Annotated in this window: 20 protein-coding genes; 13 read left to right on the forward strand and 7 right to left on the reverse strand. The window is 36.7% G+C overall.

Annotated features, from left to right (window positions below; all coding sequences use genetic code 11):
- The first annotated feature begins 26 nt into the window (after positions 1-26).
- Positions 27-263, forward strand: coding sequence for a DUF3820 family protein (locus tag A8B79_RS09615; RefSeq protein ID WP_076782573.1), 237 nt, complete (start codon positions 27-29; stop codon positions 261-263).
- Between the two features lie 6 nt (positions 264-269).
- Here A8B79_RS09615 and A8B79_RS09620 read toward each other — a convergent pair whose 3' ends face one another.
- A complete protein-coding gene (locus A8B79_RS09620; RefSeq protein WP_066221633.1) occupies positions 270-896 on the reverse strand; it encodes a 2OG-Fe(II) oxygenase in 627 nt (208 codons plus the stop codon).
- 208 nt (positions 897-1,104) lie between these two features.
- Between A8B79_RS09620 and A8B79_RS09625 the strand changes: the two genes are divergently transcribed.
- Both A8B79_RS09625 and A8B79_RS09630 read left to right on the forward strand, forming a co-directional pair.
- Positions 1,105-1,551, forward strand: a complete 447-nt coding sequence (locus A8B79_RS09625; protein WP_066221635.1) for a hypothetical protein — start codon at positions 1,105-1,107, stop codon at positions 1,549-1,551.
- A gap of 1 nt (position 1,552) precedes the next feature.
- Positions 1,553-1,771, forward strand: a complete 219-nt coding sequence (locus A8B79_RS09630) for a helix-turn-helix transcriptional regulator (RefSeq protein ID WP_066221638.1) — start codon at positions 1,553-1,555, stop codon at positions 1,769-1,771.
- Here A8B79_RS09630 and A8B79_RS09635 read toward each other — a convergent pair.
- A complete protein-coding gene (locus tag A8B79_RS09635; protein ID WP_066221643.1) occupies positions 1,768-2,856 on the reverse strand; it encodes a DUF2914 domain-containing protein in 1,089 nt (362 codons plus the stop codon). The two genes, A8B79_RS09630 and A8B79_RS09635, sit on opposite strands and share 4 nt — an antisense overlap.
- Positions 2,857-2,989: 133 nt before the next feature.
- Here A8B79_RS09635 and A8B79_RS09640 point away from each other — a divergent pair, with 133 nt between their 5' ends.
- The 3 genes from A8B79_RS09640 to A8B79_RS09650 all read left to right on the forward strand — a co-directional run bounded on the left by A8B79_RS09640 (position 2,990) and on the right by A8B79_RS09650 (position 6,842).
- A complete protein-coding gene (locus A8B79_RS09640; RefSeq protein ID WP_066221646.1) occupies positions 2,990-3,913 on the forward strand; it encodes an SRPBCC family protein in 924 nt (307 codons plus the stop codon).
- Between the two features lie 40 nt (positions 3,914-3,953).
- On the forward strand, positions 3,954-5,039 hold the full coding sequence (locus tag A8B79_RS09645; RefSeq protein WP_153038412.1) for a hypothetical protein: 1,086 nt from the start codon (positions 3,954-3,956) through the stop codon (positions 5,037-5,039).
- Between the two features lie 114 nt (positions 5,040-5,153).
- Positions 5,154-6,842: a potassium channel family protein gene (locus tag A8B79_RS09650; RefSeq protein WP_066221652.1), complete on the forward strand. Its 1,689-nt coding sequence runs from the start codon at positions 5,154-5,156 to the stop codon at positions 6,840-6,842.
- Positions 6,843-6,944: 102 nt separating this feature from the next.
- Here the strand turns inward: A8B79_RS09650 and A8B79_RS09655 are convergent, their stop codons facing one another.
- On the reverse strand, positions 6,945-7,430 hold the full coding sequence (locus A8B79_RS09655; protein WP_066221655.1) for a DUF4168 domain-containing protein: 486 nt from the start codon (positions 7,428-7,430) through the stop codon (positions 6,945-6,947).
- 204 nt (positions 7,431-7,634) lie between these two features.
- On the opposite strand from A8B79_RS09655, the gene A8B79_RS09660 reads away from it, so the two are divergent.
- Positions 7,635-8,288 carry a class I SAM-dependent methyltransferase gene (locus A8B79_RS09660; protein WP_066221658.1) on the forward strand — a complete coding sequence of 218 codons (654 nt, stop codon included), beginning with the start codon at positions 7,635-7,637 and terminating at the stop codon, positions 8,286-8,288.
- Between the two features lie 212 nt (positions 8,289-8,500).
- On the opposite strand, the gene A8B79_RS09665 is transcribed toward A8B79_RS09660, so the two are convergent.
- The 4 genes from A8B79_RS09665 to A8B79_RS09680 form a co-directional block, all read right to left on the reverse strand.
- Entirely contained in the window at positions 8,501-8,860 is a 360-nt protein-coding gene (locus tag A8B79_RS09665; RefSeq protein WP_235603652.1) for an energy transducer TonB, read from the reverse strand.
- Positions 8,861-9,280: 420 nt separating this feature from the next.
- Complete coding sequence (locus A8B79_RS09670) at positions 9,281-9,640, reverse strand: hypothetical protein (protein ID WP_066221663.1); 360 nt, start codon at positions 9,638-9,640, stop codon at positions 9,281-9,283.
- A 16-nt stretch (positions 9,641-9,656) separates the two neighbouring features.
- The gene (gene purM, locus A8B79_RS09675) at positions 9,657-10,667 is read right to left on the reverse strand and encodes a phosphoribosylformylglycinamidine cyclo-ligase (protein WP_066221665.1); all 1,011 of its coding nucleotides are present in this window, start codon (positions 10,665-10,667) and stop codon (positions 9,657-9,659) included.
- 87 nt (positions 10,668-10,754) lie between these two features.
- Positions 10,755-11,264: a YfiT family bacillithiol transferase gene (locus A8B79_RS09680; protein ID WP_066221668.1), complete on the reverse strand. Its 510-nt coding sequence runs from the start codon at positions 11,262-11,264 to the stop codon at positions 10,755-10,757.
- 438 nt (positions 11,265-11,702) lie between these two features.
- On the opposite strand from A8B79_RS09680, the gene dtd reads away from it, so the two are divergent.
- The 6 genes from dtd (at position 11,703) to glpK (ending at position 17,874) form a co-directional block, all read left to right on the forward strand.
- Positions 11,703-12,143, forward strand: a complete 441-nt coding sequence (gene dtd / locus A8B79_RS09685) for a D-aminoacyl-tRNA deacylase (protein WP_066221671.1) — start codon at positions 11,703-11,705, stop codon at positions 12,141-12,143.
- A 1-nt stretch (position 12,144) separates the two neighbouring features.
- Complete coding sequence (locus tag A8B79_RS09690; RefSeq protein WP_066221674.1) at positions 12,145-13,035, forward strand: hypothetical protein; 891 nt, start codon at positions 12,145-12,147, stop codon at positions 13,033-13,035.
- 489 nt (positions 13,036-13,524) lie between these two features.
- The gene (locus A8B79_RS09695) at positions 13,525-14,991 is read left to right on the forward strand and encodes a YiiX/YebB-like N1pC/P60 family cysteine hydrolase (RefSeq protein WP_066221677.1); all 1,467 of its coding nucleotides are present in this window, start codon (positions 13,525-13,527) and stop codon (positions 14,989-14,991) included.
- Positions 14,992-15,015: 24 nt separating this feature from the next.
- Complete coding sequence (locus A8B79_RS09700; RefSeq protein WP_066221680.1) at positions 15,016-15,894, forward strand: patatin-like phospholipase family protein; 879 nt, start codon at positions 15,016-15,018, stop codon at positions 15,892-15,894.
- Positions 15,895-15,972: 78 nt separating this feature from the next.
- On the forward strand, positions 15,973-16,368 hold the full coding sequence (locus A8B79_RS09705; protein ID WP_066221682.1) for a hypothetical protein: 396 nt from the start codon (positions 15,973-15,975) through the stop codon (positions 16,366-16,368).
- 15 nt (positions 16,369-16,383) lie between these two features.
- Positions 16,384-17,874 carry a glycerol kinase GlpK gene (gene glpK, locus A8B79_RS09710; protein WP_066221685.1) on the forward strand — a complete coding sequence of 497 codons (1,491 nt, stop codon included), beginning with the start codon at positions 16,384-16,386 and terminating at the stop codon, positions 17,872-17,874.
- Positions 17,875-17,977 lie beyond the last annotated feature (103 nt).

The raw sequence follows: 17,977 nt of genomic DNA on the forward strand, positions 1-17,977 counted from the left end.
TTTTTAACTTAAATAATTTATCGAAATTGTACGATTCTTCCTTTTTGATCAAACTGGTTCAGGCTAAAATGCCTTTTGGAAAATATAAAGACCGCTTTGTAACAGACCTTCCTGTTCATTATCTGGAATGGTTTCAGCGAGAAGGGTTTCCTCCCGGTAAATTGGGACAACAGCTTTCAACCATGTACGAGATCAAAACCAATGGTTTAGAAGATATTCTGGATCCCATAAAAAAGAAATACCGATGGAATCGTCTTCAATAAAAAAATTTAACTAAGCAAACTACCCAAAGTTGACGGTTGGTGTAATAGCCAACCCGACAAGCTATATCTCGGCACATTCGTAAGTAAAACCTCATGTTCAACCACATCACTTTTAAAAAGAAGCATTCTTTTAGCAATTGGTTCTACTGTAAAGCCTCCTTCCTCATTACTAACTTTAAGCTCTCCTCCGTCTCCTTTTTTCCAGCCTTTATTTAGATATATAAGCACTGTAATTTGCCGATTACTTCTTTTGTTAAATTGGTCTATATGTTTCTCATATTTTGAACCGATTGGATATTTGGCCAGATGAAACTCAGACCCTGATAAGCTAATAAAGCAATACATTCCTAGTTTTTCTCTTAACTCTTCCATCAAATTAAAAAAAGGCGTAAGGAGAGCGTCTCTTTTGGGATCCAACCAGTAAATAAGATCTCCCCTTACTTCATTCTTTATCTGATAATCCAGACTGGTTCCTATTCCTGCTTTTTTGAGCCGTTCATTTTCTTCAATAACAGAGAAAAAATCCATGATCGTTTTATATAGTTCGTCAGATATGAAATCATCTACAATTACAATGTCTTTTTCCGCGAGCTCATCCACCCATGAGATCCACTTGTCTTCAGAATAAACCATGGGTTCTATTTTTAATCGAGTAATTGGTAACTGGTTTAAGAAAGGCTTTAAACCATGCTAACCTTTTAGTTAGGTAAATTTAAAATACACATTTTTGCGCCATCACAAGACCCTTTTATTTAAGGATTGAAAAAAAAGATTAATAGCAGTGTAACATATTTTTTACATCACGTAAAGAAAACCCGACATTAACTAAACCTAATTCATTATGTCTAAACAAGAAATTCTTTCATGGACCTCATTAGCGACTTCTTCTTCGTTTTTATTCTTTTATATACTCTTTAATTTTGGATTGCCCGGAACCGTCGAGAGCTTCTCCGGTACATTTGTAAAAACCTTTTTCAATTTATTCTGGATTGCTGTAGTTATTGAGATCATTGTTGAGATCAGTGAGGGAAACAAAAAAGTTCAAAAAGATGAGCGTGATTTTATTATTGAAGCAAAAGGCATTAAGGCCGGATATAACATTTTAGTTATTTCAATAGTAATCGCCCTTGTTCAAATATTCATATCAAACCTGAGTTTTATGAGTAATTCTGAATTTCCTTTTTCTTTGGAACTTTCAACTGTTTTTCATTTCCTCATACTTTCTCTGTTCTTTGCCAGTGCAACCCGCCGAACTATTATGATCTATCAATACAGAAAGGGGTATTAGTATGGAAGACGGGATCATTGTAAACAATATCAGGAAGCTTCGTTTTGCTCAGAACGAGATGACTCAGCAGGAGCTTGCAGATCTGGTTGGGGTAACCCGACAAACGATCAATGCCATTGAAGCGGCTAAATACTCACCATCCCTTGAGCTTGCCTTTAAAATTGCTAATGCTTTTAAAAAACCAATTGGTGAGGTTTTTAAATATAAAATGGAGCCTTAAAAAACTTCTGTTTCTAAGTTTCTATTGGTGTTTGTTGAGTCGAAAACAACAGTGAAGTTTATACGGCCAAGAATCATGTCGTCATTTGTGGTTACGTCTACTTTCCATTTCCCTTCCAGAATGTTGGTTTTATATGTATAACCACGATAACCTCCGTCTCTTCCCCCTGTGATCTCAAATTCGATTTTATCTGAGGTTTCCCAATCACCCGTTTGTGAGTTTTTCCATTGCCAATGATGGTTTACTCTTTTCTTCAGATCAGCCGGGGCAAAAATAGATGTGAATATGAACAAACTATCTCCGGGAGTATAGCTTGTTTCGTCATCAAATGGAGAAAACAGACCGCTTTTCTGATAAGTAACAGTATACGTTCCGTTTTCTTTTTCAACGTTATGAGCAACCAATCCTTCCTCCATTGCCAAAGGAACCGGCGGTATCAGATTGAAGAAGTAGAAGATATTTATAGAAGCATAAATTATAAGGATCAGATTTATAAGCTTGGTCTTATTAAGTTCTCTTCTTGTAGAAGGGCTCTTTCCATAAATAAAGGTCACTAAAATAAGTGTGCTGGATAAACTTATTCCTCCTGATATCATAAAAATAAATGTATTCATCGTATTTACTAATACCGGAATAAAAAATGTGAAGAAAGTAAAGTTCACAAAAAAGTATGTGCCGAATTGAAGGTACTTATTCGATATCCTTTTCTTCAGAAGCTCATTTGCAAAAAGAAGCACTACCAGAATTATGAAAAAAGAAACGGTCTTTGTAAATGATACACTTCTCGAAAAGAATATTACATATGCGCTGCACAAACCCCCGATAAAGAACTGAATAGCGAGCGGAAAATAATCCTCATAACGCTCCAGAAACGTTTCTTTCCATTTATTATCATCTGCTAAATTAAAAAGGTACAGACTAAGGCTCAGGGATAATAAATACACACAGATAATAATCTGATCATACAACCGGTCAATGCTTCCCAGTGTTAACGAATCCCATGTAAATCCCAGTATAAAAAAGACAACCGGTGCACTTTTTTGATGCTTTCTTATAAAAGCCCGGAAACGCGAAATTTTTATCATTCGATACTTACTTTTTCCATGGATTAAAGGTACAAATCAACATCCACTTTTTCTGTTAAGAATAATCTCGCTTTTGCTTTTAAACGTGTGATTGATTTCATTTATAATTTCTTTTTCATAAACCTGTTTTATTATGCCTAAAATTAATGTAACACGTTCTGCAACAATAGATTCCTCAATCAATAATGTTTACTCAAAATTGAATGATTTTAATCATTGGATTAAATGGTCTCCATGGTTAATTATGGAAAAGGGAGTAAAGGTCAATATTTCTGAAGACGCTAAATATTATGAGTGGAAAGGTGACAGAGTTGGTGAGGGCAACATGAGCATCTCTCTGGAAGATGGAAGTAACTCCATCGAGTATGATCTTACTTTCTTAAAGCCATGGAAATCTGAGGCTAAAGTAAAATTTATGCTTTCCGATATTAACGATCGTACCGCTGTTACCTGGACCATGGACAGTAAACTTCCTTTTTTTATGTTCTGGATGAAAAAAATGATGGAAGGATTTATAGGCATGGATTATGAAAGAGGCTTGAATATGCTTAAGGATTATATTGAAGTAGGAGAAGTTAAATCTAACCTGGACTGGATGGGAGAATCTGATTTTCCGGGAGCTAAATATGTAGGCATTAAAACAACTTGTGACATTGATAAAATGGATGAGGCTATGCCCGGAGACTTTGGCAAGCTGGAACAATTCATGAAAACAAATGAAGACCTTGCAACAGGACAGGCCTACAGTATTTACCATAAGTGGGATATTGTAAAAAGAAAGGCAACCTATACCGCCTGTGTTGGAGTAACTTCAATTCCTGAGGATTTATCTGATGATCTAATATCCGGAGAAATTCCTGCTACAAGAATTTATACACTCCGGCATACAGGAAAATATGATCACCTTGGTAACGCCTGGTCAACAATGATTGGCATGGCAAGAGGTAAAGAGTTTAAACAAAAAAGAGGCATTCATCCTTGGGAACATTACCTTACAAATCCTAAGGAAACAGCGGAAGATGCAAATATTACTGATGTTGTTTTTGCCATTAAGTAACTCTTTTATCTTTCTTTAATTGACCGATCACAGAAAAGGAATGAATCAAAAGCTGCAGATAATACTAATTGTCTCTCTTCTTGCCGGTATTCTCGTTTGTTTCCCTCTTTGGATAAACGAAAGAAGTTTTCCCGTTCTCCCTGCATTTGATTTTTTTGAAACGGGAGGATTTTTTCATTTCTCTTTACTAGCCCTGCTTTTTGTTACCGGTTTACTTTCTGTTTTTGATTTCAAATTGTCTACGCACTCTTTATTTCTATTTCTGTTACTGATATTGGTTTTACGCCTTCAGGATCAGAATCGATGGCAGCCCTGGGTTTATATATTTTATGTTCTCTTGGCGTTTGTTTTCACATATCGCTGTAAGATGATCACAGAAAAAACCTTGTTAAAATTATTTCGTGTCGCGTTTATTGGGATATATTTTTGGTCCGGCATTCATAAAGTTAATGCAGGTTTTATAACAAATACTTTACCTGAACTCGTTGTTCCTGATCTTGGTCCTTTGAGTTATTCTATTCCTCTAATTGAAGCTTTTTTCGGTGTTGGATTGATCTTTATTTCAACAAGAAAAATTTCAGTTTTGTTGCTTCTGGGCATGCATTTTTTAATTCTTTATGAAGTGTTATTCGGCTTTTTTACATTCAATACAGTCATTATATCCTGGAATCTTGCAATGATGATCCTGTTGGTTTTCTTATTTTGGAATAAAGAACCTATTCAGCTTTTTAGTAATCCTTCTGTTTCTAAAAGCTTTGCTATTCTCATATTCCTGATCTTACCCGCAACCAATTTTTTTAATCTTTGGCCGGGATATCCATCTTTCAATCTGTTTTCAGGAAAAACGGCAAAAGCATACCTATATGTTGATGAGGATTTTAAAACGAACTTTAATTCAAAAACCCTTTCTAAGTTCGATGATGAAAACAAAATCACTGTTCATACCTATAGTTACTCTGAATTGAATGTTCCTTTCTACTCAGAAAAGGAAGTTTATCTTCAGCTTTTTAACAAGCTATGTGAGCGTTCTACGCATGAGTTTTCTGTAGTGATGGAAATAAAAACACTTCCACATCTTTTTAAGAATGAATGGACTTCGGAATCTTACTTTTGTGATCAGTTTTAAAATGATTCTAGGATTACTTTGCTCTCTAATTAATTTTCTTCATTTAATTTTCAGCTGGAATTAAAATTGTAGATTTTTTTGTCTTTATTAGCCTAAGACAAACTATCTTTCTACATGAAGTTTTTTTCATCACAGATCTCTTACTTTATTTCTAATAAGAACACGAAGGTAAATATAGCGCGCCTTCTTAAGTTTCTTGGTATTCTGGTTCTTCTCATAACCATTTATGGAGTCCTTTTCCATATAATTATGGAAAGAGAAGGTCAGCAACACAGCTGGATGACAGGGTTTTACTGGACTCTGGTAACCATGAGTACACTGGGCTTTGGGGATATCACCTTTACTTCTGATCTGGGACGTTTCTTTTCCATGGTAGTTCTGGGTTCAGGTATTATCGTTCTGTTGATCATGTTGCCTTTTACGTTCATAGAATTCTTTTATGCTCCGTGGATGGAAGCACAATCTCGCGCAAGAGCTCCTAAAGAACTTCCTCCAACTACAAAAAACCACGTGGTTATTGCCAGTTTTGATCCCATTACAAAAGCCCTCGTCGAAAAATTAAAGCAGTACCACAAGGAATATGTGCTTTTGGTTCAGGACCTGACAGAAGCTCTGGAATTGTTCGATAACGGATACAGAGTTATGGTTGGTGAACCTGACAATCCCGAAACATATCAAAAGCTACAAATTCATCAGGCGGCAATGGTGGTTGCGAACGGCTCTGATATGTTCAATACCAACGTGGCTCACACTGTGAGAGAAAACAGCGAGCATATTAAAATTATTGCTACTGCCAACTCTCACGATTCGATTGATATTCTGAAACTAGCCGGATGTGATCATGTGTTACATATGGGAAATCTTCTGGGAAGGGCTTTATCGAGGCGAGTTCTTGGACAAGATGCTCGTGTTCATACTATCGGCAGACTTGGAAATATTGTAATTGCTGAAGCCACTGCTTACGATACTCCACTTGTAGGAAAAACACTTCGTGAATCACAACTCAGAGAAAAACTTGGAATCAATATTGTTGGAATTTGGGAACGGGGACATTTTCTCGGTTCTCATCCGGATACAGTAATTAGTGAACAAAGTGTGATCATGATGGCGGGTTCTGTGGATCAGCTTCGAAGATATGATGAGTTGTTTGGCATTTATGCTATAAGTGAAGAACCTGTTATCATCATTGGTGGTGGACGTGTGGGTAGAGCTGCGGCTTATCACTTAAAGCGTCGTAATATCAAATTCAAAATTGTTGATAAAAATCCTGACCGAATTCTAAATGAAAAGAATTTCATTCTTGGAGACGCCAACGATATCAACACACTGAAAAAAGCCGGAATTGACAAGGCTCACAGTGTCATAATCAGTACCAACCAGGATGATATTAATATTTATCTCACTATTTACTGTCGCCACCTTCGCCCAAATATTCACATTGTTGCTCGTTCTACTCTGGAAAGAAATGTGAGTTCGTTACACCGCGCCGGAGCAGATTTTGTGATGTCATACGCTACTATGGGAGCTAACGCCATCTTCAATATTTATGAAGAGAACGATATTATTATGATCGCCGAAGGATTGAATGTATTCAGTTTAAGAACTCCTTCTAAAATTTCAGGAAAAACTATTATAGAAGCTGATATCCGTCACAACACAGGATGTAATGTAATTGCTTATACCAGAGATGGGAAACAGATAATCAATCCTGATCCCACAGATCCTATTCCGGAAAACAGCGAACTAGTTTTAATTGGGGAGACAGAAGCAGAAGAGCGGTTTATTCAAATGTATGCTGATTAAAGATCACTGATTCAGCGGTCTTTTTGATTTACTCAGATATAATATGCCTTTATAGGAAAGCGATCATCCAAAAAAGTTCTTTGGATGACCCTTCGGTTTTTACTACTTCGACTCCATCTCCATAGCCATTGTTTGCATTCTCATAGCCAGGTCTTTGTTGGATTGCATTGCCTGAGCTATGCTTTGAAATCGTTGTGCAGACATCTCAGAATCCTGAATTGATTGCATTTGTTGTTTTTGAGCGCTCATACTTGCTTGTTGTAAAAAGCTCTGCATATTCGCTACGGTTTCTTCCTCTTTAGTGGTAAGTTCTATTTCTTCACCTTCAGGGTTTTGCTTGCTCTGCATTATTTCCTGAAACCTTGCTGTAGACATTCCCTCTTCTTCCAACTTGGCAACAACCATACTGTCCAGTTCCATTCGTATTCCTTGCAGTTCCTGTGCTATTATTACAAATTGTTCCAATTCAGAATCTGATACTGAATCGGCAGGAGCAATTTGTTGCATAGGCATATTCTGAGCCATTACAGCTGTACTGCAAATAATAAGTGATAAAATGAGTGCTTTAACTCTCTTTAAAATGTTCATTAAAAAAATAATTTCTTTGTGAATAGTTTAATTAGTTGAAAACTATCCATTAATAAACGGGATACTAAATTTGAAGCCGGGCTTTATAGGGTTTTAACATCAGGATGGCTGATTTGTTAATTTTTTTGATTACCGCTGATATCTAACCTTGGTAATTAATCCACTTATAATCATATTAGTTTTAATGTTTCAATAAAAACGGCTATGAGTGACCTTTCCATGCAAGAAATTGCAAAACATCTACGGAAACCTTCAGGAAAGAATGGTAAAGAAGTCGCCAAACAAATGAATAAAGGCAATCAGCATCTATGTCTAAACTCATATAAGCTGCTTAAACCCAAACCTAATAGTTTAATTTTAGAAATTGGAATGGGAAACGGTTTCTTTACCAAAGATTTAATGGGCTTGGATCACAATTTAGAATATATAGGATTGGATTTTTCCCAGACAATGGTTGATGAAGCTATACGATTAAATCAAAAATTAATCGATTCAGGAAAAGTATCTTTCATTAAAGGTTCGATCGAAAATCTACCTTTTAAAGATAATAGTATTGATTATATAACAACTACGAACACCATCTATTTTTGGCCTGATCTATCAAAAAATGCCCGTGAACTATATAGAGTATTGAATCCTAATGGTAAAATACTGATTGCGTACCGACCCAAAAAAGTATTGGACAACCTAGAAGTATCAAATTATGGATTTAACAAGTACACAAGAAATGAAGTAGAAAGTTTGCTTGCTGAAGTTGGGTTCAAAAATATCTCCTCAAAAGAAATCTCCGAGCCAGACTTTCATATCCAAGGCAAATCATTGCAAATGATTGGATTGTATAGCACCGGAATAAAGTAAAAGCTTATTTTCGCTACATCGGGATAAATCCCTCGCTTGTTAACCTTAAAAATGTGTAGCTTTTTAATAATCGTCATCCTGAACTTGTTTCAGGATCTGTAGGGAGTTGCTTTATTTAATTTGGCTTTTCTAGTTCAAAGAAGATATATCCATTGGGATAGGAAGTTTTTTCCTTTTCAAATTAGCGTTTTGAACAAGTTTATGTGGTTTTATCACAACACATACAAAACAGAAATATAGTACCGCTCGCTAACTGTAGTTTTGTTATTGTTATTTGAAGTAACAATGAATTCTGAGTTTCTTATCAGGTTCAATGCTGCTTCATCACAACCCCCACCAATTCCTCTGGTAACTCTGGTCTTTTCTATTTTACTTTGTTCAGAAATGTCAATATAAAGCCTTACAACACCTTCTATTCTGGCTCTTTGTGCTACTTGTGGATAATTAATGAATTCTTTATTCACCTTAATCTCAATATGATCAACAGGAAATCCTTGTTCGGTTAACAACTCTCCAACTACAACTTTTGATCCGGATTCTGTATAGAATTCTGTCCCTTTAAAACTTGCCATTTGATTAGTAGAAACACACCCTGATAAAGCAAATAATAGTATAAGAATTGTAAGTATGGTTGATTTTAGATTTATCATCCTTTTGTAGGATTTATATTTCGTTGAAAATTTCTCATGACTTAAAGAATAGGTCATCCCGAATTTATTTCGGGATCTTACGGAATGGCTATATTTTCGACTCCAAAATCAATGTCTTAATGTCTCATACTAATCTACTAATTCTAAATATTCGGAGTTAGTAAGAAAATAGACATAGCCTTTGCTATTTATTCGTAAGACATATTCAAAATCTATTCCTCACAAAGATCCTGATCCGCCAGCTGGCGGACAGGATGACCAATGAAGTGATTTTGAATTTTAATCTTAAAAGAAATCTTTAGAACAAGATCTGTGATAAGTTAGTCTGTTAATTTTTTTGATTTAGAGTTCCCAATCCGTCCAAAAACTCTTTCTCATAAATTTTACCGTAGTACTTGAGATTTCGATTAGTTCATACTCATTATATTCGTTCTTTTTGGTAGAAAAACATTTGAATGTTATTCCATCTGAATCCTTATAAGGCTTTTTTAATTTAAATAAATATGATTCCCCGGGAGCTAACAATATTGCTTCATTCAAAGAACTATCACTCAAGCTTTGTTCAAATACAGCTTCATTGCCTTGATGAACTTTTAAGTAATAAGCTTCTTCATATGGATTATAAATTTCAAACTGACCTTCTTTGGGAATGAAAAAACAAGAACAAAAAAGAATAAATATTGACAGAGATAGATATTTCATTCTTAATTTTTAATCCTTAATTCTTAATTACACTCCCTACCTCAAAAACCTCTTCTCCTAATTCCTCAGCTTTTGCTTTTACTTCCGCTGCTTTATCTGCAGAAACCACACAAACTAATCCAATTCCAAGATTAAACGTTGCCTGCATATCTTCTTCCGGTACATTTCCTATTTCCTGAATTAGTTTATACACCGCAGGACGTTCCCATCCTTCCCAATTAATATTTAAAGCCAATCCTTTCGTCAAAATTCGTTTGGTATTTCCTACCATTCCGCCACCGGTAATGTGAGAAAAACCGTTTACCCCATCCATTTCTTTTAATTCAGATATCAAACCTAAATAAGATCGATGAACTTGCAGCAATTCTTCAGCAACAGTACATCCAAGTTCTTCCACATGATCATTTACATCGTATTCACTGAACAACACTTTTCTGGCAAGTGAATATCCATTGGTGTGTAAACCCGAACTTTTGAATCCAAGAAGAACATCTCCTTTTTCAATTCCTGCACCGTTGATCACTTTGTCTTCATCCACAATACCGACAATGGTTCCGGCCAGATCGAATTCACCTTCTCCGTAAATGTCCGGCATCTCGGCAGTTTCTCCACCAATCAAAGCTACATTATTTTCTTTGCAGGCCGTTGCAAATCCTTTGATCACATCATAACCAACATTTTGCTCAAGCTTTCCGGTAGAAAAATAATCCAGAAAGAACAAAGGAGTTGCCCCACAAACCGCAATATCATTCACACAATGATTTACCAGATCCTGTCCAACAGTATCATATTTTCCGGCTTTGAACGCCACTATTAATTTGGTTCCAACTCCATCCACAGAACTAACAAATACAGGATTTTTAAAAGCTCCCATATCCGGTTTAAAAAATCCACCAAAACCACCAATGTTGGAAAGTACCGCAGGTCCATGAGTCTCTTTAACTACTCCTTTTATGGAATTAACAAGCTCTTCTCCGGCTTTGATATCTACGCCTGAATCTTTGTATGTAAATGTCTTTTTTGTCATTTGATAGAGTTTTTAAAATAAATTTTATCAGTTCGGACCCACCCCTCAATCCCCTCCTTCGGAGGGGAAGCTCGTTGTTACAGATCTTTACCTTACAAGTTCAATATGAGCTAAGTGATGATTTCCATGCCAGGCATACATCGCTAAGGCATTTATAAGTTTATAATTAATTCCCGATTCCGGATGTTGAAATGTTCGTTTCCAATCATCTTTTTTAATTGTTTTAAAGATAGCGATCCATTTCAAGTGAACTGCTTCCAGAAAATTCAATCCTTCTTCAACACTCATCAACTCATAATCACCTAAAACAGCCCAGGCAGCTTCATTGTAAGGACGAATTGTAGGATTTTCTTCTGTCATTGCAAGTTTGAATCTGCACAATGAATTCAGGTGACTGTCTCCCAAGTGATGGATAACCTGAACGGGAGACCAACCATTTTCTCTGTACGGAGTATTCAATTGTTCTTCTGATAATTCTGAAACAAGAACTCTTACTTTTGAAGGAAGTTCTTTGATCTGTTTGATGTACATTTCTGTATCATTTAGATCATGATCTTTCTCGTAATCAAAATTTCCAATAGGGTATCTTTTATCCATGAGATCAGGAATTTTTTATTGCTTAAATATACGTTCTTATAAAACTCTTTGAGAATCCTTTTTCTCACTTCTTATCCACATCCTAAAAGACAAATAAAATGAGATTTATAAATTTAATATATAGTAGTAGAGAGTGTGGATTTGTGGATAACAAAGTTATTCTTTTTCTCTACATCGCTTGACAAAACTTTGTGGATATCAATGTTGATATATTTCTTATAAAAAACAGTAATTTATAGAGTGATATTTTTTGTTATCAACAAGTGTATCTGTTTTGTACATATAAATCAGCAGAAGCTGTTCAACACCAAAAGTTATTCTTTTTGAATGTTGATTAGGTGAACAAATTGTGGAAACTTGTTGAGAACTTTGAACGATTTTAGTTATCCAGTTTTTGTTAGTAAGTATTCCACATAGTAATCCACATAATTCAAGTATATGAAAGTTGTAATTCAGCGCGTAAAATCAGCATCAGTGACCGTCGGAAATGAAATTACCGGAGCTATTGAAGAGGGTTTATTATTACTGGTGGGAATCCATCAGGATGACACTAAAGAACAACTGGAATGGATGTGTGAGAAGATCCTGAAGCTGCGGATATTTGAAGATGAAGACGAAAAAATGAATCTTTCGGTAAGTGATGTGGGCGGAGGACTTTTAGTAGTGTCGCAATTCACTTTATATGGAAATACAAAAAAGGGAACTCGACCCAGTTTTATAGAAGCAGCCAAACCGGATAAAGCGGAGCCGATGTATGAGGAAATGATCTCTTATTTTAAAGAACATTCAGATCTAAATATTCAAACCGGAAAATTTGGTGCTATGATGGATGTTGAATTAATAAACGATGGTCCTGTTACACTGATATTGGAGAAGTGATTTGGCTGTAATTTTCATTTTTATTGATGGAGTTGGAATAGGGAACGAAGGAAAAGAAAATCCTTTCCTCATAGATTCTTATGAAAGTTTTCAGATCCTTTCCGGAGAGAATTTTTTTAAGAACGGAAAAGGAGTTCAATCATCGAATCAATTATATAAAGCAATCGATGCAAATCTTGATGTAGAAGGACTTCCTCAAAGCGGTACGGGGCAAACAACTCTATTTTCCGGCGAAAATGCATCCAAAGTAATTGGGAAACATTTTGGTCCGTTTCCTCATTCCGGAATAAAGCATTTACTAAAAGAGCAGAGTGTTTTTCATGCGGTTAAAGAAGCAGGAAAGAAACCATATTTCATGAATGCATATCCTCCTATTTTCTTTGAACACGCAAACAAAAGAAATCGATGGAGCTGTACAACGCTCATGACGAAAAGTGCAGAAATGAGGCTCAATTCAACAGATGATATTCTGGCAGAAAAAGCACTGACTGCAGAGATCGTCCAAAATGCCTGGAGAGAAAAATTGGATATAAATATTCCAAAGATAACAGCAACAGATGCGGCCAAAAGATTAATGAATGTTGTTCCGAATCACGATCTGGTTTTGTACGAATATTATCTCACTGACAAAGCCGGTCATAACAAAAGCATTGATGATGCCCGAAGAGTTTTACAACCACTCGATGAGTTTTTGCTGCATATCATCAAACATAAAAGAAGCGAAGATGTGTTGGTAATAACCAGCGATCACGGAAATCTGGAAGATCTGTCAGTAAAAACTCATACCAGAAATGAAGTCCCGCTATTTGTAATGGGAGAAGGAATTGATCACTTTAATGATGTGGAGAGCTTGGTTGGGGTTAAGGATGGGATTCTAAAGGTAATAAAGTAATTCTCCCTTCGAAGGGAGATGATTCAATCGACAGTTCTCGATTGAATCCGAGGGATGTCCGGATTTATGAATTAGCTCATATCGGATTTCAGTTCCTTTGTTCTGAGTACTTTTGTGCCGACAAGAATTATTAGAGCTAACCCCGAGGTCTTGTTCTTATCTCAGTAACCAAAATCCGTCAGCCGTGCAAAGCCCGACAGACGGACAAATAGCTACCCATCATTTCGCTGAAAGTGGGGTGATGGAAGATGAGATAATGAAGAGTTTGTAAACCGCAATCTTTGTTGTGATCAAATAAATAAATGGTGGTCATTCCGCAGCGAAGGCCGGAATCTCAATTGTTAGAAATAAGACAAATTTTGTTCGCTATTCGAATAACACAGATAGGATTAGAAAACAAAACTTATATAAAATCCAGATCTCGGGCATTCGCCGCGAGATGACCAAAACTTCTTCATGAATTATAAATTCTTTCATTAAATTCTATCCATGAAAAAGAAACTCATCTACAGTCTTTTAGGAATAATCATTCTCTACGGATTATTACTGATTCCCGACAATTCCACCATCAATATTGAAAGCGAAGGTAATTCCACACCTTTTATTTGGGATCAGGATGAACGTTGGGATTTTCTGGAAAGTAAATTTACTGAAGCAAAAGCAGATAAAGATATAATTACGCCCGGAGTTATTGAAGCACTTATATCTGATCTGTTCTCAATTGTTGATGAAATTGAAAAAAGAAAGCCCAAACCGGATGATGTTATTTTCGATGAACTGCTCCTGAGTTTCTTTGAGTTGGCTCCGGTTATTGCTGCACAAGAGGTACAAAATCCTGAGTTTTTTGAGGTATATAACAGAGCACGAAGAGTGATCAAAGATCTGTCTGCGGAATGGGATATATCAGAAAAAGAAAACAGAGATATTCTTTACAAAACGCTGTACGGAATGCGCGCAACAGTTGAAGAAGTTTTATTGCAATCAGAAGAGCCTATAGATCCGGTTTTGTATGTGAAGGAAGAGGAATCACAAACGCCATCTACAAATATTCTGGGAATAAAAGTTCACAGTGGAGATCTTTTGGTATCACGAGGAGGAGCGGAAGTCTCAGCACTTATTTCAAGGGGAAATGATTATCCCGGTAATTTTTCGCACGTTGCTTTGATCTATGTAGAAGAAGGAACAAATATACCTTATTTGATAGAAGCACATATAGAACGCGGTGTTGCTATCGCTACGCTGGAGGAATACATCAAAGACCGAAAGCTTCGGTTTATGGTTTTGCGCCCCAGAGCTGATCTTCCTGAAATAAAGGAAAATCCGATGCTTCCTCATATAGCAGCTAAAGAAATGTTTGAAGAAGTTCAGCAACGACACATTCCCTACGATTTCAAAATGAATTTTTATGATCCGGAAGCTATGTTTTGTTCTGAAGTGGGATCATACGCTTACAAAAATAATGGTATTCAGCTATGGGAATCGGAATCAACCATATCATCTAATGGAGTTGTGAAATTACTGAACACTTTTGGGGTTGAGAATTTTGTAACACAAATGCCGTCAGACTTAGAATACGATCCACAACTTTCCGTAGTGGCTGAGTGGAGAAGTGCTGAAAGTTTGTTCGATGATCATTTATATAACGCGGTAATAGACGCTATGCTTGTGTGCGCCGAACAAGGAGAGGAGATAGAATTCAATCCGTTGATGCTTCCATTTGCAAGGATTATGAAAGGAAACAGTTGGGTCAAAAATCAGTTTGAATCGGAAGGACCGATTCCTGAAGGAATGAGTGCAACCCAGGCATTGAAAAGCGATGCCTTTATACAAAGACATAAAGAGTTGAAAGAGAAAACCTCAACAGCGGTTGATTCATTTATCGAAGAAAACGGATATAAACCACCGTATTGGGAATTGGTTAAATTAGCTGAGAAAGAATCGGGTTGTAAGAACTAGAAGTATAATTATTGACTAGAAATAATGTCAGAGAAGAAAAAAGTACATCTTGTATTAGGTTCCGGAGGAGCCAGAGGAGTTGCGCATATAGGCGTTATTGAAGAACTCGAAAAAGAAGGATACGAGATCATAGAAGTTATTGGCTGCTCAATGGGAGCGGTTGTAGGGGGAATTTACTGTGCAGGCCAGTTATCTGAATACAAAAAATGGATGCTGAGTCTCACCAAAAAAGGAGTGTTTGATCTGTTGGATTTCACATTTACTTCTCAGGGTTTTGTAAAAGGAGAAAAACTGTTCGGAAAACATATCGAGGTTACCGGGCAACAGAAAATAGAAGACTTTAAAATTCCTTTTACAGCAGTTGCAACCGATATGAAACATCACAAAGAGGTTCATTTTAAAGAAGGAGATCTCTTTAAAGCCTTGAGAGCATCGGTTTCCATTCCGGGAATTTTTACGCCCATTGTTGATGAAGATCTTGTTTTGGTGGATGGTGGCGTTTTAAACCCTTTGCCTATAAACCTGGTTCAAAAAAGAGACGACGCGATCATTGTAGCGGTGGATATAAATTCCAGAACCATTGTAGAGGATTTATTGATCAAGGAAGAGAAGAAACAGCGTAAAAAGTACTGGTTCGAAAATATCCTGCCGGATTCCATAAAAGAGTTTGCACAAAACCACGAAGAAAAGAAAAAGGAATCATTTTCACTGTTTGAGCTCATGGAAAGCACTTTCAGTTTTACACAAGACCGACTTACAGAATTAATGATAGAACATTACAAGCCGGATATATTAGTAGAAGTGCCCAGAGACACTTGCGATACTTTTGAGTTCTATAAATCAAAGCAGTTGGTGGAAGTTGGATCCAGAGCATTCAGAAATGCATTGGCTAAATCTTTTTAGGCGCTATACCCGAAAAAAAGCTTTGCGGTAGAGATATTATTTAGTTTATTGATGTAAGCATGAATAATTGGGGTTGAAATGTATGAACTTGAATTCAAAAGTCATGATGAAATAGAGATACTGGAAGTTGTTGCAACAGGAAAACTGAATTTGGAATCCGCAATAGAAATCAGTTCAAAAAGCAGGGAAAAAGCACATAACCTTGGCTATCAATTATTAAAGGATTTAAGCAAACTAGAGTTGAACGCAGGTATACTACAGGTGATGGAGTTTTTTGACCCCCAAAAAAATGAAAAGCTAAATATTAAACACAAATACGTGATAACAGCACTTTTTGTGGAAGGCTCTAAAATAGACTATTGGAAATTCTGGGAAACGGTTGCCAGTAATAATGGATTGGTTTCTAAGATTTTTATGGATAAAGAGAAGGCTTTTAAGTGGCTGCAAAATAAAGCAGAAGAAAAACAAAAATAGCATTATGTTTTCTTCATGGCTAAAGAATACATCCTATCTGTAGATCAGGGAACAACCAGTTCCAGAGCAATTCTTTTCAATAAAAATGGAGAAGTTGAACATGTTGCCCAAAAAGAATTCAAACAACATTTTCCTAAAGATGGCTGGGTAGAACACGATCCTGAGGAGATTTGGAACACTCAAAAAGAAGTGATTCAAGAAGTTGTTTCAAAATATGCAGAAGGCGGGAAAACAATTGCAGCGATAGGTATCACCAACCAAAGAGAAACTACCGTAGTTTGGGATAAGGAAACCGGAGAACCGATTTATAACGCTATTGTCTGGCAAGACCGAAGAACATCAGATTACTGTGATGAGCTTAGGAATGATGGATGGTCAGATAAAATTCAGCGAAAAACGGGACTCGTTTTAGACAGCTATTTCTCAGGTACGAAACTTAAGTGGGTTCTCGATAATGTTGATGGAGCTCGACAAAAAGCAGAAGAAGGGAAACTAGCTTTCGGAACGATTGACTGCTGGTTGATATGGAATCTTACTAAAGGAAAAAAGCACGTTACGGATATTACAAATGCTTCACGTACACTTCTTTTCAATATCCATGATAAAGAATGGGATACAGAACTTTTGGAGCTAATGGACATCCCGGAAAATATATTACCGAAAGTGTGTTCATCAAGTGGAGAAATTGCAGCAGCAGAATTGGACTGTTTTGAAAGTGGAATTCCAATTACAGGAATAGCCGGAGATCAGCAAGCGGCACTGTTCGGACAAATGTGTCTTGAGCCCGGGATGCTGAAGAATACGTATGGAACAGGTTCTTTTATCATGTTCAACACTGGTGATAAAGCGATCACTTCTGAGAACAACCTGTTAACTACGATCGGTTGGCAAATGAACGGTGAGACGACCTATGCTTTGGAAGGTTCAATCTTTATTGCAGGAGCATTGGTTCAGTGGCTAAGAGACGGATTGGGAATTATTGAATCATCAGCAGATGTAGAAAAACTGGCTTTGACAGAAAAAGATAATGGAGGAGTGTATCTGGTTCCCGCTTTTGCAGGTCTTGGCGCTCCGCATTGGGATCAGAAAGCGCGCGGAGCCATGTATGGGTTAACGCGCGGAGCAACTGCCGGTCACATAGCAAGAGCCGCGCTTGAAGGAATCGCATTTCAGGTGAAAGATGTACTGACTGCAATGGAAGCAGATTCCGGAATTTCAATTAAAGAGCTCCGGGTTGATGGCGGGGCTTCGGTAAACAAAACACTGATGCAGTTTCAGTCCGATATTCTGGGAATTCCGATCGTGAGACCAAAAGTAACGGAAACAACCGCATTAGGGGCGGCATATTTAGCAGGACTAGCTGTTGGTTTTTGGAAAAACACGGATGAGCTACAAAAGAAATGGGAAATTGATGCAAGGTTTGAGCCGGAAATGAAAACGTCAGAAAAAGAAAGGCTTTTAAATAAATGGAACCAGGCGGTAGAGAAGAGTAAGAATTGGGTTTAAATAATTAATAATTCTAAATGATGAATTTTGAATTAGTATTGTTTCAAGAAAGATGGTCATCCCGTCCGCCAGCTGGCGGATCGGGATCTTATGTAAGGGCTAA

The sequence above is a fragment of the Balneola sp. EhC07 genome (assembly GCF_001650905.1).
In the GTDB taxonomy this organism is placed as follows: Bacteria; Bacteroidota; Rhodothermia; order Balneolales; family Balneolaceae; genus Balneola.

Coding starts and splice junctions, on each gene's coding strand:
- A8B79_RS09620 (WP_066221633.1), bottom strand. CDS start 896: ATGGTTTATTCTGAAGACAAGTGGATCTCATGGGTGGATGAGCTCGCG.
- A8B79_RS09625 (WP_066221635.1), top strand. CDS start 1,105: ATGTCTAAACAAGAAATTCTTTCATGGACCTCATTAGCGACTTCTTCT.
- A8B79_RS09630 (WP_066221638.1), top strand. CDS start 1,553: ATGGAAGACGGGATCATTGTAAACAATATCAGGAAGCTTCGTTTTGCT.
- A8B79_RS09635 (WP_066221643.1), bottom strand. CDS start 2,856: ATGATAAAAATTTCGCGTTTCCGGGCTTTTATAAGAAAGCATCAAAAA.
- A8B79_RS09640 (WP_066221646.1), top strand. CDS start 2,990: ATGCCTAAAATTAATGTAACACGTTCTGCAACAATAGATTCCTCAATC.
- A8B79_RS09645 (WP_153038412.1), top strand. CDS start 3,954: ATGAATCAAAAGCTGCAGATAATACTAATTGTCTCTCTTCTTGCCGGT.
- A8B79_RS09650 (WP_066221652.1), top strand. CDS start 5,154: ATGAAGTTTTTTTCATCACAGATCTCTTACTTTATTTCTAATAAGAAC.
- A8B79_RS09655 (WP_066221655.1), bottom strand. CDS start 7,430: ATGAACATTTTAAAGAGAGTTAAAGCACTCATTTTATCACTTATTATT.
- A8B79_RS09660 (WP_066221658.1), top strand. CDS start 7,635: ATGAGTGACCTTTCCATGCAAGAAATTGCAAAACATCTACGGAAACCT.
- A8B79_RS09665 (WP_235603652.1), bottom strand. CDS start 8,860: ATGGCAAGTTTTAAAGGGACAGAATTCTATACAGAATCCGGATCAAAA.
- A8B79_RS09670 (WP_066221663.1), bottom strand. CDS start 9,640: ATGAAATATCTATCTCTGTCAATATTTATTCTTTTTTGTTCTTGTTTT.
- purM (WP_066221665.1), bottom strand. CDS start 10,667: ATGACAAAAAAGACATTTACATACAAAGATTCAGGCGTAGATATCAAA.
- A8B79_RS09680 (WP_066221668.1), bottom strand. CDS start 11,264: ATGGATAAAAGATACCCTATTGGAAATTTTGATTACGAGAAAGATCAT.
- dtd (WP_066221671.1), top strand. CDS start 11,703: ATGAAAGTTGTAATTCAGCGCGTAAAATCAGCATCAGTGACCGTCGGA.
- A8B79_RS09695 (WP_066221677.1), top strand. CDS start 13,525: ATGAAAAAGAAACTCATCTACAGTCTTTTAGGAATAATCATTCTCTAC.
- A8B79_RS09700 (WP_066221680.1), top strand. CDS start 15,016: ATGTCAGAGAAGAAAAAAGTACATCTTGTATTAGGTTCCGGAGGAGCC.
- A8B79_RS09705 (WP_066221682.1), top strand. CDS start 15,973: ATGTATGAACTTGAATTCAAAAGTCATGATGAAATAGAGATACTGGAA.
- glpK (WP_066221685.1), top strand. CDS start 16,384: ATGGCTAAAGAATACATCCTATCTGTAGATCAGGGAACAACCAGTTCC.